At 63.5% G+C, this 13,416-nt stretch carries 8 protein-coding genes; 7 read left to right on the forward strand and 1 reads right to left on the reverse strand.

Translation table 11 applies throughout. The features are described from left to right. Nucleotides 1-44 precede the first annotated feature (44 nt). Nucleotides 45-935, forward strand: coding sequence for a GNAT family N-acetyltransferase (locus ACQ5BM_RS11595; RefSeq protein ID WP_429811012.1), 891 nt, complete (start codon nt 45-47; stop codon nt 933-935). A gap of 340 nt (nt 936-1,275) precedes the next feature. Here ACQ5BM_RS11595 and ACQ5BM_RS11600 read toward each other — a convergent pair whose 3' ends face one another. Then, nucleotides 1,276-3,561 carry an NADP-dependent malic enzyme gene (locus tag ACQ5BM_RS11600; protein ID WP_429811014.1) on the reverse strand — a complete coding sequence of 762 codons (2,286 nt, stop codon included), beginning with the start codon at nt 3,559-3,561 and terminating at the stop codon, nt 1,276-1,278. A 103-nt stretch (nt 3,562-3,664) separates the two neighbouring features. Here ACQ5BM_RS11600 and mutS point away from each other — a divergent pair, with 103 nt between their 5' ends. The 6 genes from mutS to ACQ5BM_RS11630 all read left to right on the forward strand — a co-directional run bounded on the left by mutS (nt 3,665) and on the right by ACQ5BM_RS11630 (nt 13,320). Next, entirely contained in the window at nt 3,665-6,418 is a 2,754-nt protein-coding gene (gene mutS / locus ACQ5BM_RS11605; RefSeq protein ID WP_429811016.1) for a DNA mismatch repair protein MutS, read from the forward strand. 238 nt (nt 6,419-6,656) lie between these two features. Continuing rightward, nucleotides 6,657-9,500, forward strand: a complete 2,844-nt coding sequence (locus ACQ5BM_RS11610) for a [protein-PII] uridylyltransferase (RefSeq protein ID WP_429811017.1) — start codon at nt 6,657-6,659, stop codon at nt 9,498-9,500. Next, nucleotides 9,497-11,101: a murein biosynthesis integral membrane protein MurJ gene (gene murJ / locus ACQ5BM_RS11615; protein WP_429811019.1), complete on the forward strand. Its 1,605-nt coding sequence runs from the start codon at nt 9,497-9,499 to the stop codon at nt 11,099-11,101. The genes ACQ5BM_RS11610 and murJ overlap by 4 nt, the downstream gene beginning before the upstream one ends. Then, the gene (locus tag ACQ5BM_RS11620) at nt 11,101-11,493 is read left to right on the forward strand and encodes a VOC family protein (protein WP_429811021.1); all 393 of its coding nucleotides are present in this window, start codon (nt 11,101-11,103) and stop codon (nt 11,491-11,493) included. Before murJ ends, ACQ5BM_RS11620 begins: the two co-directional genes overlap by 1 nt. Nucleotides 11,494-11,602: 109 nt before the next feature. Beyond that, complete coding sequence (gene trpS / locus ACQ5BM_RS11625) at nt 11,603-12,667, forward strand: tryptophan--tRNA ligase (RefSeq protein WP_429811023.1); 1,065 nt, start codon at nt 11,603-11,605, stop codon at nt 12,665-12,667. Between the two features lie 161 nt (nt 12,668-12,828). Then, nucleotides 12,829-13,320: a universal stress protein gene (locus tag ACQ5BM_RS11630; protein WP_057248011.1), complete on the forward strand. Its 492-nt coding sequence runs from the start codon at nt 12,829-12,831 to the stop codon at nt 13,318-13,320. Nucleotides 13,321-13,416: the final 96 nt, after the last annotated feature.

A 13,416-nucleotide genomic window follows, 5' to 3' on the forward strand; every position in this document is an offset into this window, starting at 1 on the left:
CGTGGTCTAAGCCCGGCAGACGGAATTGATTCGGGATGACGCGGATGGCCATCGAGCTACTGGATTCGGCGAACGTGGTAGACACTTCTCAAGCTTGCATCGGCAAGAAGGCCGCCGTCCCGACGACCGACGTTCTTGGCCGGATCGCCAATCTCGAGACGCGCCTGGCGCGCACGGCATCGGAGATCGATGCTGCCCAGGCCGTCCGCTACAGGGTTTTCGTCGAAGAGATGAAGGCGCAGGTTGGCGCCGAAGCCGACCGCCGCAAGCGCGACGTCGACAGCTGGGACGCGATCTGCGATCACCTTCTGGTTCTCGACACCTCGATCGAGGGTGATACCGAGGATCAGATCGTCGGCACCTATCGCTTGCTGCGGCAGGATGTGGCGGAGCGGGCCGGCGGCTTCTATTCGGCTTCCGAATTTGCGATCGATCAGCTTCTCGCGCGCCACCCGACCAAGCGCTTCATGGAGCTCGGCCGCTCCTGCGTATTGCCGGACTACCGCACCAAGCGGACGGTGGAGCTGCTTTGGCAGGGAAACTGGGCCTATGCCCTTAAATACGGCATGGACGCCATGTTCGGCTGCGGCTCCTTCCCCGGTGTCGTGCCGGCCGAGCACGCGCTGGCGCTCTCCTTCCTGCACCACAACATTCGCGCCCGTGACGAATGGGCGGTAACCGCACGTCCGGAACTGCATCGGACCATGGACCTGATGCCGGCCGAGGCGATCAATGCGAAAAAGGCTCTCGCCGCCCTGCCGCCGTTGATCAAGGGCTACATGCGCCTTGGCGCAATGGTTGGCGACGGCGCGGTGGTCGATCATGCCTTCCATACGACGGATGTTTTGATCGTGCTGCCGATCAGCAATATTTCCGGCCGCTATCTCAATTATTACGGCGCCGATGCCGGGCGGTTCGCGACGTCCGTCTCCTGACGGGCGCCTGTCGGGATTAACCAAATATTAATGACCAGTTTGACTTTCTAGTCTGAAAGAGAGACTTGTATTGTCAAGTTCTTCTCTAATTTCATGACGAGAGAATAGAGAAAATAACGGAGGAATGGCCGATCATTTCCGGAGATCGGTCGGCATAGAGACCAAAATCCTCCGTCTTTCATTACCTGAAACGTAGTACTGTTGCCTGATTTTGAGCTCGCCTCTTCTCTACTGGAGATGCGAGCTCTTCTTTTTACAAGTTGTGCCGATTTGTTACTATTTCGGCAGGCCCGGCGACTTCGAGTGCCAGGCCTGCGTCAAAATAGTACATTCGTCGGGGTCACATGCCGGCGTTGTAGGCCGCAATGGCTGCCATGTTGACGATGTCGGAATCCTTGGCCGACATCGAAACAATCTGGATCGACTTGTCGAAGCCGACGAGCAGCGGACCGATCACGGTGGAGCCGCCGAGTTCCTGCAGCATCTTGGTCGAGATCGATGCCGAGTGGAACGCCGGCATGACGAGCACGTTGGCCGTGCCCGAGAGGCGGCAGAACGGATATTGCTCCATGACGCGGGCGTTGAGCGCCACGTCTGCCGCCATTTCGCCGTCATACTCGAAGTCGACGCGGCGCTTGTCGAGGATGTTGACCGCTTCGCGCACCCGCTCGGAGCGTTCGCCCGAGGGATGACCGAAGGTGGAATAGGCAAGCATTGCCACGCGCGGCACATAGCCGAGCCGCTTGGCGAGGCCGGCGGCTTCCTCGGCGATATCGGCAAGCTCTTCCGAAGAGGGCATGTCGTGCACTGCCGTGTCGGCGACGAGCACGGTGCGGCCGCGGCAGAGCGCGATCGAGACGCCGATCACGCGGTGACCTGGCTTCGGATCGATGCAGCGACGCACGTCCTCGAGCGCCGTCGAATAGTTGCGGGTAATACCCGTGACCATGCCGTCGGCATCGCCAAGCGCCACCATGCAGGCGGCGAAGTGGTTGCGGTCGTTGTTGATCAGGCGCTGGGCGTCGCGGAAAAGGAAGCCTTTCCGCTGCAGACGGGCGTAGAGATAGTCCGTATAGGCGCCGACGCGCTTGGAAAGCCGTGCATTGACGATCTGGATGCCCGGGCGATCGAGGTCGATGCCCTCGCGCTCCGCCGTCTCGCGCATGCGTTCCTCGCGGCCGAGCAGGATGGCGGTGCCGAGCTGCTGGTTGGCATAGGCGATTGCCGAGCGCATGACCTGCACCTCTTCGCCTTCGGCAAAGACGATGCGCTTCGGCTGGCGCCGGACGCGTTCGTAGATGCGCTGCAGCGTCGAGGCGATCGGGTCGCGCCGGGCGGAGAGCTGGCGGCCATAGGCTTCGAGATCGGTGATCGGCTTGCGGGCGACGCCGCTTTCCATTGCCGCCTTCGCGACCGCCATCGGGATCGCCGAGATCAGGCGCGGGTCGAAGGGAACCGGAATGATGTATTGCGCGCCGAAGCGTGGCCGGTTGCCCTGATAGGCTGCGGCGACGTCGTCGGGCACGTCTTCCTTGGCAAGGCTCGCCAGCGCCTGCGCGGCGGCGATCTTCATCTCGTCGTTGATCGTCGTCGCGCGCACGTCGAGAGCGCCGCGGAAGATGTAGGGGAAGCCGAGCACGTTGTTGACCTGGTTCGGATAGTCCGAGCGGCCGGTGGCGACGATCGCGTCGTCACGGATGCGAGTGACTTCCTCCGGTGTGATTTCCGGATCCGGATTGGCCATGGCGAAGATGATCGGCCGCGGCGCCATCGAGCGGACCATGTCTTCCGACAGTGCTCCCTTGGCCGACAGGCCGAAGACCACATCGGCGCCATCGAGCGCTTCGGCGAGCGTGCGGCGGTCGGTCTTGACCGCATGCGCCGACTTCCACTGGTTCATGCCCTCGGTGCGGCCCTCGAAGATGACGCCCTTGGTGTCGCAGAGGATGACATTTTCCGAGTTGAAGCCCATCGACTTGATGAGCTCGATACAGGCGATGGCGGCAGCACCGGCGCCGTTGCAGACGAGCTTGGTGGTCTTGAAGTCGCGACCCGTCAGTGCCAGCGCGTTGATGAGGCCGGCGGCGGCGATTATCGCGGTGCCGTGCTGGTCGTCATGGAACACCGGAATGTCCATGACCTCGCGCAGCTTCTGCTCGATGATGAAACAGTCCGGCGCCTTGATGTCTTCGAGGTTGATGCCGCCGAAGGAGGGGCCGAGAAAGCGCACGCAGTTGATGAATTCGTCGACATTCTCGGTATCGACCTCGAGGTCGATGGAATCGACGTCGGCGAAGCGCTTGAACAGCACCGACTTGCCTTCCATGACCGGCTTGGAGGCGAGCGCCCCGAGATTGCCGAGGCCCAGAATGGCGGTGCCGTTCGAGATCACGGCCACCATGTTGCCGCGCGTCGTATAGTCATAGGCAGTGGAGGGGTCCTCGGCGATGGCCTTTACCGGAACGGCGACACCGGGCGAATAGGCGAGCGAAAGATCGCGCTGCGTGGCCATGGCCTTGGTGGGGGAAATCTCCAGCTTTCCGGGACGGCCCTGCGAGTGAAAGTCGAGCGCTTCCTGCGCGGTGACGGTCGTCACGGCGCGATCGGTCTTGTCGGTAGCCGGCATGTTTACTCCATCCTCCTGTGGGCGAGCCTTGCGACGCGCCTCTTTATGGTTGTCGTCTATAATTGCTTGGGGATAGTGTGCCATCTCTTTTTTCGGAACAATCATGAATTTCGTGTCAGACCAATCGAACCGCGCCGGCGAGGTGTTGTCCGCAGCCGATCTGGCGACCGAGGAGAGCCGCTCCTCGGCGACGCCGATGATGGAGCAGTTCATCGAGATCAAGGCGAACAACCCGGATTCGCTCCTGTTCTATCGCATGGGCGACTTCTACGAGCTGTTCTTCCAGGACGCGGTCGAGGCGTCGCGGGCGCTCGGCATCACGCTTACCAAGCGCGGCCAGCACATGGGCCAGGAGATCCCGATGTGCGGCGTGCCGGTGCATGCCGCCGACGATTATTTGCAGAAACTGATCGGGCTCGGCTTCCGTGTTGCCGTCTGCGAGCAGGTGGAAGATCCGGCGGAAGCAAAGAAGCGCGGCAGCAAATCGGTGGTGCGCCGCGACGTTGTGCGCCTGGTGACACCTGGAACGATCACCGAAGAGAAGCTTCTGTCGCCGTCGGAGACCAACTATCTGATGGCGCTGGCGCGGATCAAGAGCGGATCCGAACCGGCATACGCGCTTGCGTGGATCGATATCTCCACCGGCATCTTCCGCTTGGCCGAGACCGCGGAAAGCCGGCTCCTCGCCGATATCCTGCGTATCGAGCCGCGCGAACTGATCCTCGCCGATACCGTCTTCCACGACCCGGAGCTGAGGCCTGTCTTCGACGTGCTCGGCCGCGTGGCGGTGCCGCAGCCGGCGGTGCTGTTCGACAGCGCGACGGCCGAGGGGCGTATTGCCCGCTATTTCGGCGTGAAGACGCTCGATGGCTTCGGCACGTTCTCGCGTGCGGAGCTGGCGGCCGCCTCGGCCGCGATCTCCTATGTCGAGAAGACCCAGCTTGCCGAGCGTCCGGCGCTCGGCATCCCCGAGCGCGAAAGCGCCGCATCGACGCTGTTCATCGATCCGGCGACCCGCGCCAACCTCGAGCTGGTCAAGACCCTGTCGGGCGCGCGCGAAGGGACGCTTCTGAAGGCGCTCGACCGAACGGTGACAAGCGGCGGCGCACGGCTTCTCGCCGAGCGGCTGATGTCGCCGCTGACCGATCCGGATCGCATCAACCAGCGTCTCGACTCGATCGAGATCCTTGCGGACCAGCCTTCCTTCGCGGGCGACCTGCGCGACGCGCTGCGGCGGGCGCCGGATATGCCGCGCGCCCTGTCGCGGCTGGCGCTCGGCCGCGGCGGCCCGCGAGACCTCGGCGCCATTCAGGCCGGCTTGCGTGCCTCCGCGTCGATTTCACGCTTGATGGCGGCGGGCACGCTGTCGGACGAGCTGAAGGATGCGCGGGCCGCGATCGACGCGCTGCCCGCCGGTTTGCTCGGCCTGCTCGACGCCATGCTTGGCGAGGAACTTCCGCTCCTGAAACGCGACGGCGGTTTCCTGCGCGAAGGCGCCAATGCCGAGCTCGACGAAGTGCGAGCACTGCGCGACCAGTCGCGCCGGGTGATCGCCGGCCTGCAACTGCAATATTCCGAAGAGACCGGCATCAAGTCGCTGAAGATCAAGCACAACAACGTGCTCGGTTATTTCATCGAGGTAACCGCCGGCAATGCCGGCTCGATGACCGACACGGATGCCGGCCGTGCCCGTTTCATCCATCGCCAGACCATGGCGAATGCCATGCGCTTCACCACGACGGAACTGGCCGAGCTCGAAAGCAAGATCGCCAACGCCGCCGACCGGGCACTGTCGATCGAGATCGAGGCTTTCGACCAGATGGCGGCCGAGGTCGTCGCCGCTGCCGAGACGCTCAAGGCGGCGGCATTGGCGCTTGCGACGGTCGATGTCTCGGTCGGTCTCGCCGTGCTTGCCGAAGAGCAGGCCTATGCCCGCCCGACCGTCGACCGCTCGCGCATGTTCGCCATCGACGGCGGCCGCCATCCGGTGGTCGAGCAGGCCTTGAAACGCCAGGCGGCCAATGCCTTCGTCGCCAATGGCTGCGATCTCTCGCCGCCGGACGGCGAGGAGGGCGGCGCGATCTGGCTGCTCACCGGTCCCAACATGGGCGGTAAATCGACCTTCCTGCGCCAGAACGCGCTGATCGCGATCATGGCGCAGATGGGGACTTTCGTTCCTGCCGCGAGCGCCCATATCGGCATCGTCGACCGGCTGTTCTCCCGCGTCGGCGCCTCCGACGATCTGGCGCGTGGGCGCTCGACCTTCATGGTCGAGATGGTCGAGACGGCGGCAATCCTCAACCAGGCGACCGACCGCTCGCTGGTGATCCTCGACGAGATCGGCCGCGGCACCGCCACCTTCGACGGCCTCTCGATCGCCTGGGCGGCGGTCGAACACCTGCACGAGGCGAACCGCTGCCGTGGCCTGTTCGCCACCCACTTCCATGAGCTGACCGTGCTTTCGGAAAAGCTCGGACGTCTCTCGAACGCGACCATGCGCGTGAAGGAATGGCACGGCGACGTGATCTTCCTGCACGAAGTGGGGCCGGGCGCTGCCGACCGCTCCTACGGTATTCAGGTCGCCCGCCTTGCCGGCCTGCCGGCCTCGGTGGTGGCGCGCGCCAAGGACGTGCTCGCCAAGCTCGAGGATGCCGACCGCAAGAATCCGGCGAGCCAGCTGATCGACGATCTGCCGCTCTTCCAGGTGGCGATCCGCCGCGAAGAGGTGAAGGCCGCTGGTCCGTCCAAGGTCGAGGAGGCGCTGAAGGCGCTGAACCCGGACGACATGACGCCGCGCGAAGCACTCGACGCGCTCTACGCGCTGAAGAAGGAACTGAGCGCCGCCAAGGCGGGATGAGGAAAGGTGTGTGCGGCTTTCCGCCCGCATCCCGCCAACCGTTGAAATGGGCTGAAGCGGTGCGCGCCTTTTTCCTGTGCAGGTGCCGGCAAAAAGGCTATACAGCGCCGCGCGCCTTTGCCGGCGCGGCGATCGAAATGCTGTGTGGTCTTTTTTCGGCCTCGGTCGCAAGGATCATGCAGGAGCTCTTGCTAGAGCGACCACGCAACCAGTCGGACAGGACGCCCCTCGGCACTTCATGGGCAGACACGAAATATTCTTCCCCGAGATCCTCGACGTCGCAGCGCTGCGGGCGAAATGCGACTTCATCGCCTCGGCCCATGCCGAGCAGCGCGAGCCGATGCGCCAGGCGCTGCTTGCCGCCTTCAAGCAGGCGAATACCGCTGGCCGGACGAAGGCGCGCGAGCTGTTCAACGCCGATGGCGCCGGTATTCTCTGCGCCGAGCGCATTTCCTGGCTGCAGGATCAGCTGATCACCGTGCTGCATGATTTCGTGCTGAACGAGATCTTCGACGCCGCCAACGCGCCGCCGGCCTCGCGCATCGCGGTGGCTGCAGTCGGCGGTTATGGCCGCGGCACGCTGGCGCCGGGTTCGGATATCGATCTTCTGTTCCTGCTACCGGTCAAGAAGGCCGTCTGGGCGGAGCCGGCGATCGAGTTCATGCTCTATATCCTCTGGGATCTGGGCTTCAAGGTCGGCCACGCCACCCGCACCATCGACGAATGCATCCGCCTGTCGCGCGCCGACATGACGATCCGCACGGCCATTCTGGAAACGCGTTACATCTGCGGCTCCGAGGCACTGAGCACCGAGCTCGAAACGCGTTTCGACCACGAGATCGTGCGCAACACCGGCCCGGATTTCATCGCCGCCAAGCTTGCCGAGCGTGACGAGCGCCACCGCAAGGCGGGCGATACGCGCTATCTCGTCGAGCCGAACGTCAAGGAAGGCAAGGGCGGCCTTCGCGACCTGCACACGCTGTTCTGGATCGCCAAGTATTTCTACCGGCTCAAGGATACCGCCGACCTCGTCAAGCTTGGGGTCTTGTCGCGGCAGGAATACAAGCTCTTCCAGAAGGCCGAGGACTTCCTCTGGGCCGTGCGCTGCCACATGCATTTCCTGACCGGCAAGGCGGAAGAGCGGCTGTCCTTCGACATCCAGCGCGAGATCGCAGAAGCGCTCGGCTATCACGACCATCCCGGCCTCTCTGCCGTCGAACGCTTCATGAAGCACTACTTCCTGGTGGCGAAAGATGTCGGCGACCTGACGCGCATCTTCTGCGCAGCACTCGAAGACCAGCAGGCGAAGGAAGCGCCCGGCATTTCCGGGATCATCGGCCGTTTCACCCATCGCAGCCGCAAGATCGCCGGCACGCTGGATTTCGTCGACGATGGCGGCCGCATCGCGCTCGCAAGCCCCGATGTCTTCAAGCGCGATCCGGTCAACCTGCTGCGCTTCTTCCACATCGCCGATATCAACGGGCTCGAGTTTCATCCGGCGGCTCTGCGCCAGGTGACGCGCTCGCTGAGCCTGATCACGCCGCACCTGCGCGAGAACGAGGAGGCGAACCGTCTGTTCCTGTCGATCCTCACCTCGCGCCGCAAGCCGGAGCTGATCCTCAGGCGCATGAACGAGGCGGGCGTGCTCGGCCGCTTCATTCCGGATTTCGGCAAGATCGTCTCGATGATGCAGTTCAACATGTATCATCACTACACGGTCGATGAGCACCTGCTGCGCACCGTCGACGTTCTCTCGCGCATCGAGGGCGGCATCGAGGAAGAGGCGCATCCGCTGGTCGCCAAGCTGATGCCGGGGATCGAGGATCGCGAGGCGCTCTATGTCGCCGTGCTCCTGCACGACATCGCCAAGGGCCGGCCGGAGGACCATTCGGTCGCCGGCGCCAAGGTGGCCCGGCGTCTCTGCCCGCGCTTCGGGCTTTCGCCGAAACAGACCGAACTCGTCGCCTGGCTGATCGAAGAACATCTGACGATGTCGATGGTCGCCCAGACGCGCGACCTCAACGACCGCAAGACGATCGTCGACTTTGCCGAACGGGTGCAGTCGCTCGACCGGCTGAAGATGCTGCTGGTGCTGACGGTCTGCGATATCCGCGCCGTCGGCCCCGGTGTCTGGAACGGCTGGAAGGGCCAGCTTCTGCGCACGCTCTATTATGAGACCGAGCTGCTGTTGTCGGGCGGTTTCTCCGAATTGTCACGCAAGGAGCGCGCCGCCCATGCTGCGACGATGTTGGGCGAGGCACTGACGGACTGGTCCGAGAAGGAGCGCGACGCCTATGTTCGCCTGCATTATCAGCCCTATCTGCTGACGGTGGCGCTGGAAGACCAAGTGCGCCATGCGCGTTTCATCCGTGAGGCCGATGCCGCCGGCAAGGCGTTGGCGACCATGGTGCGCACGCACCAGTTCCATGCGATCACCGAAATCACGGTGCTCTCACCGGACCATCCGCGTCTCCTGACCGTGATTGCCGGCGCCTGCGCGGCTGCGGGCGCCAACATCGTCGACGCCCAGATCTTCACGACGTCGGACGGTCGGGCGCTGGATACGATCCTGGTCAACCGCGAGTTCTCCGTGGACGAGGACGAGATGCGGCGGGCTGCCAGCATCGGCAAGCTGATCGAGGATGTGCTTGCCGGCCGCAAGCGCTTGCCGGAAGTGATCGCCAGCAGAACCAAGGTGAAGAAGCGCACCAGGGCCTTCACCGTGACGCCCGAGGTGACGATCAGCAACACGCTGTCGAACAAGTTCACCGTGATCGAGGTCGAGGGCCTCGACCGTCCGGGCCTCTTGTCCGAGATCACCGCCGTGCTCTCCGATCTCTCGCTCGACATCGCCTCGGCGCACATCACCACCTTCGGCGAGAAGGTGATCGACACCTTCTACGTCACCGACCTCGTCGGCCAGAAGGTGACAAGCGAAAACCGTCAGATGAACATTGCCGCCCGCCTCAAGGCCGTCATGGCCGGCGAGGGTGACGAAGCCCGCGACCGCATGCCCTCCGGCATCATCGCGCCGCCACCGGGCGTCTCCTCCGCTCAAAGAACGACAAAAGCCGAAACATGAGTCTGGTCAAGAAATTTGCAACCGTCGGCGGCGCGACCCTTGGAAGCCGCCTGTTCGGCTTCATCCGCGAAACCTTCATGGCCGCCGCTCTCGGCACAGGCCCGGTCGCCGACGCCTTCAATACCGCCTTTCGCCTGCCCAACACCTTTCGCCGGTTGTTTGCCGAGGGCGCCTTCAACTCCGCTTTCGTGCCGCTCTTTGCCAAGGAGATCGAGGCGAACGGCATGGAGGGCGCGCGGCGTTTCTCCGAGGAAGTGTTCGGCGTTCTCTTCACTGTCCTGTTGTTCCTGACGATCGCGATGGAACTGACAATGCCCTTCATCGTCAGCAACCTGATCGCCCCGGGCTTTGCTGACGATCCCGAGAAGCTCGGCAACACCATCGTCTTTGCAGCCATCATGTTCCCCTATCTCGCCTGCATGTCGCTGGCGGCGATGATGGGCGGCATGCTGAATTCGCTGCACCGCTTCTTCGCGGCAGCGATTGCGCCGGTGTTCCTCAACGTCATCCTGATCGGGGTACTGGCCTATGCCTGGTTTGCGGGGCAGGATCCGGTGGCCGTCGGCTATGCCCTTTCTTGGGGCGTCATGGTGGCCGGTCTGGTGCAGCTTGCCATTGTCTGGTTCGCCGTACGCGACGCCGGCATAAAGATCGGCCTCCGCCGACCAAAAATGACCGCCAGCGTCAGGCGCCTGCTGGTGCTCGCCCTGCCGGCGGCAATCACGGGCGGCATCACCCAGATCAACCTGCTGATCAACACCAACATCGCTTCGGCGAGCGAAGGCGCGGTCTCGTCACTGGTTTATGCCGACCGCATCTACCAGCTTCCGCTTGGTGTCGTCGGCATCGCGGTCGCAACCGTGCTTCTGCCGGAACTCGCCCGGGCGCTGCGTTCCGGCAATCTCGCTGAAGCGTCGAACCTGCAGAACCGCTCGGTCGAGTTCACGCTGTTCCTGACACTTCCGGCCGCGGCCGCGCTATTGGTCATGTCCGAGCCGATCGTCCGGCTGCTCTTCGAGCGCGGCAAGTTCTCGCCGGAATCGACCGTCATCGTCGGTCACATCCTGGCGATCTACGGTCTCGGCCTGCCGGCTTTCGTGCTGATCAAGGCCTTCATTCCCGGCTTCTTCGCGCGCGAGGATACGCGCACGCCGATGATCTTCGCTGCCATCTCCGTCGTTGTGAACGTGTCGCTTGCGCTCACCCTGTTTCCGCGGCTCGGCGCCAGCGGCATCGCGACGGCCGAGATCGTTGCCGGCTGGGTGAACGCCGTCCTGCTCTTTGCGACACTCGTCTGGCGCGGTCATTGGGGCAGGGACATGCCGCTGCTCACCCGTATCCCGCGGCTCGTCATCGCGGCGGCGGGCATGGCCGCGGCGCTCTATTTCGCCATCGACTGGTTTGCCTTCGAGCTCTCCTCTGCCGCGCCGCTGCTCACCCGGACGGTGACGCTATCGGGTCTGGTCGCTGTTGCCATGGTCATCTACTTCGCGCTTGCTTTCGGCCTTGGTGGTGCCAGCCTCGGCATGATCCGTCGCAATCTCAAACGCGGGGCGAAAGCGCCCGCGGCGCCCGTCGCCGCACCGGAGGCGGGGGACTGATGCGCCAGACCATCGCACGCATTGCCTTGGTCGTGCCGGACTACGACGCGGGCATCGCCTTCTATTGCGGCAAGCTCGGCTTCGATCTCCTCGAAGACACCGCACTCGACGCAGATAAGCGTTGGGTCGTCGTCCGTCCCAAGGGGGCCGTCGAAACATCGCTGCTGCTCGCCAAGGCCGATGGCGAACGCCAGCAGGCGGCGATCGGCAACCAGACCGGAGGCCGCGTCGGCTTCTTCCTGTTTACCGACGATTTTGCCCGAGACCATGCAGCGATGCTTGCCGAAGGCGTCGTCTTTCTCGAAACGCCGCGCCACGAGCCCTATGGCACCGTTGCCGTCTTCAGCGACCCGTTCGGCAACCACTGGGACCTGTTGCAGCCTGCCGAGTAGACCGCGTTTCGCCCCCCTTGATTGCCTCCCGTGACCCGTGCATAAGCCATGCCGTTAGCAACATGGGCCAGCCGGCCCTGGGGCCCTCCACCAGCCTATTGAGGACGACATGAACGAATTCAAGCCGCTCGTATTTTCCGGCGTTCAGCCGACGGGCAATCTCCATCTCGGCAACTATCTCGGCGCGATCCGCAAGTTCGTGGCGCTGCAGGAAAACAACGACTGCATCTATTGCGTCGTCGACCTGCATTCGATCACCGCGCAACTCGTGCACGAGGACCTGAAGGGGCAGATCCGCTCGATCGCCGCCGCCTTCATCGCTTCGGGCATCGATCCGAAGAAACATATCGTCTTCAATCAGTCGGCGGTGCCGCAGCACGCCGAACTCGCCTGGATCTTCAACTGCGTCGCCCGCATCGGCTGGATGAACCGCATGACGCAGTTCAAGGACAAGGCCGGCAAGGACCGCGAGAACGCCTCGCTCGGCCTGCTCGCCTATCCGAGCCTGATGGCGGCTGACATCCTCGTCTATCGCGCCACCCATGTTCCTGTCGGCGATGACCAGAAGCAGCATCTGGAGCTGACGCGCGACATCGCCCAGAAGTTCAATATCGACTTCATGGAGCATATTCGCAGCGCCGGCTACGGTGTCGACATCGTCGTCGGCGAGGAGCCGATCCATGCCTATTTCCCGCCGGTCGAGCCGCTGATCGGTGGCGCGACGCCGCGTGTCATGTCGCTGCGCGATGGCACCAAGAAGATGTCGAAGTCCGATCCGTCGGATCTTTCGCGCGTCAACCTGATGGACGATGCCGAGACGATTTCGAAGAAGATCCGCAAGGCCAAGACCGATCCGGACGCGCTTCCGAGCGAGCTCGATGGCCTGAAGGGACGCCCGGAGGCGGAAAATCTCGTCGGAATCTACGCCGCGCTCTCGGACAAGACCAAGGAGCAGGTGCTTGCCGAGTTCGGCGGGCAGCAGTTCTCGGTCTTCAAGCCGGCGCTCGTCGACCTCGCGGTCGAGGTCCTGTCGCCGATCACCGGCGAGATGCGGCGCCTGATGGGCGACACCGCCCATATCGACGCAATTCTCCGCGATGGCGGCGAGCGTGCGCGGGTGCGCGCGGAAAAGACGATGCGCGAAGTGCGCGAGATCATCGGTTTTCTGCAGTAATCCGGTGATTTTGGGTCCCACGACCCAAAATCACCGTTATCATCGATCCTCACGGTTCGGAGCGGGACGGGTGGAAAACCATATGCACTTTTTCCTCGTCCCGCTCCAAAACGCCAAAATGAGACCTTGCGGCGGCACGCCCGGGATGTAATGTTCACCCTATGGTCTCGACCCGACTCTCTCGACTTGAAGGTCACCGCCGCAAATTCATGGCGGTGATAGACGATACCCCGGAATGCGGCCGCGCCGTGCACTATGCGGGCATGCGCGCCAAGAACTCCAATGGCGGTCTCGTCCTGCTCTATGTGATCGCCGATGGCGACTTCCAGCAATGGCTGGGGGTCGAGGAAATCATGCGTGCGGAAGCGCGCGAGGAAGCCGAGGCGACGCTCGCCAAGGTGGCTCAGTCGGTCCGCGAGCGGATCGGTATCGAACCCGAGATCGTCATCCGCGAGGGGACTGCCACGGAGCAGATCCATGCGGCGATCGAAGAGGACCGCGACATCGCCATTCTGGTCCTGGCCGCAGGATCGGCGAAAGAGGGCCCAGGTCCCCTGGTGTCGTCGATCGCGGGCAAGGCTGCAGCCTTCCCGATTCCCGTCACCGTCATCCCTGATGCGCTGACGGATGAGGAGATCGACGCGCTCAGTTGATCTGCGTCGCTATGTGCCCTTGCGGCCGCAGGGCCATGCCTTTATATTCTTTTGAATTATTCTAAAGAGCTGGGCGAAAGCCGCTCCCGGCGAAAC

Source organism: Ensifer sp. B1-9 (assembly GCF_050474445.1).
Classification (GTDB): Bacteria; Pseudomonadota; Alphaproteobacteria; order Rhizobiales; family Rhizobiaceae; genus Ensifer.

Bases quoted from the DNA above. Each gene is read 5' to 3' on its own strand.
- ACQ5BM_RS11595 (WP_429811012.1), top strand. From the start codon at position 45: ATGGCCATCGAGCTACTGGATTCGGCGAACGTGGTAGACACTTCTCAA.
- ACQ5BM_RS11600 (WP_429811014.1), bottom strand. From the start codon at position 3,561: ATGCCGGCTACCGACAAGACCGATCGCGCCGTGACGACCGTCACCGCG.
- mutS (WP_429811016.1), top strand. From the start codon at position 3,665: ATGAATTTCGTGTCAGACCAATCGAACCGCGCCGGCGAGGTGTTGTCC.
- ACQ5BM_RS11610 (WP_429811017.1), top strand. From the start codon at position 6,657: ATGGGCAGACACGAAATATTCTTCCCCGAGATCCTCGACGTCGCAGCG.
- murJ (WP_429811019.1), top strand. From the start codon at position 9,497: ATGAGTCTGGTCAAGAAATTTGCAACCGTCGGCGGCGCGACCCTTGGA.
- ACQ5BM_RS11620 (WP_429811021.1), top strand. From the start codon at position 11,101: ATGCGCCAGACCATCGCACGCATTGCCTTGGTCGTGCCGGACTACGAC.
- trpS (WP_429811023.1), top strand. From the start codon at position 11,603: ATGAACGAATTCAAGCCGCTCGTATTTTCCGGCGTTCAGCCGACGGGC.
- ACQ5BM_RS11630 (WP_057248011.1), top strand. From the start codon at position 12,829: ATGGTCTCGACCCGACTCTCTCGACTTGAAGGTCACCGCCGCAAATTC.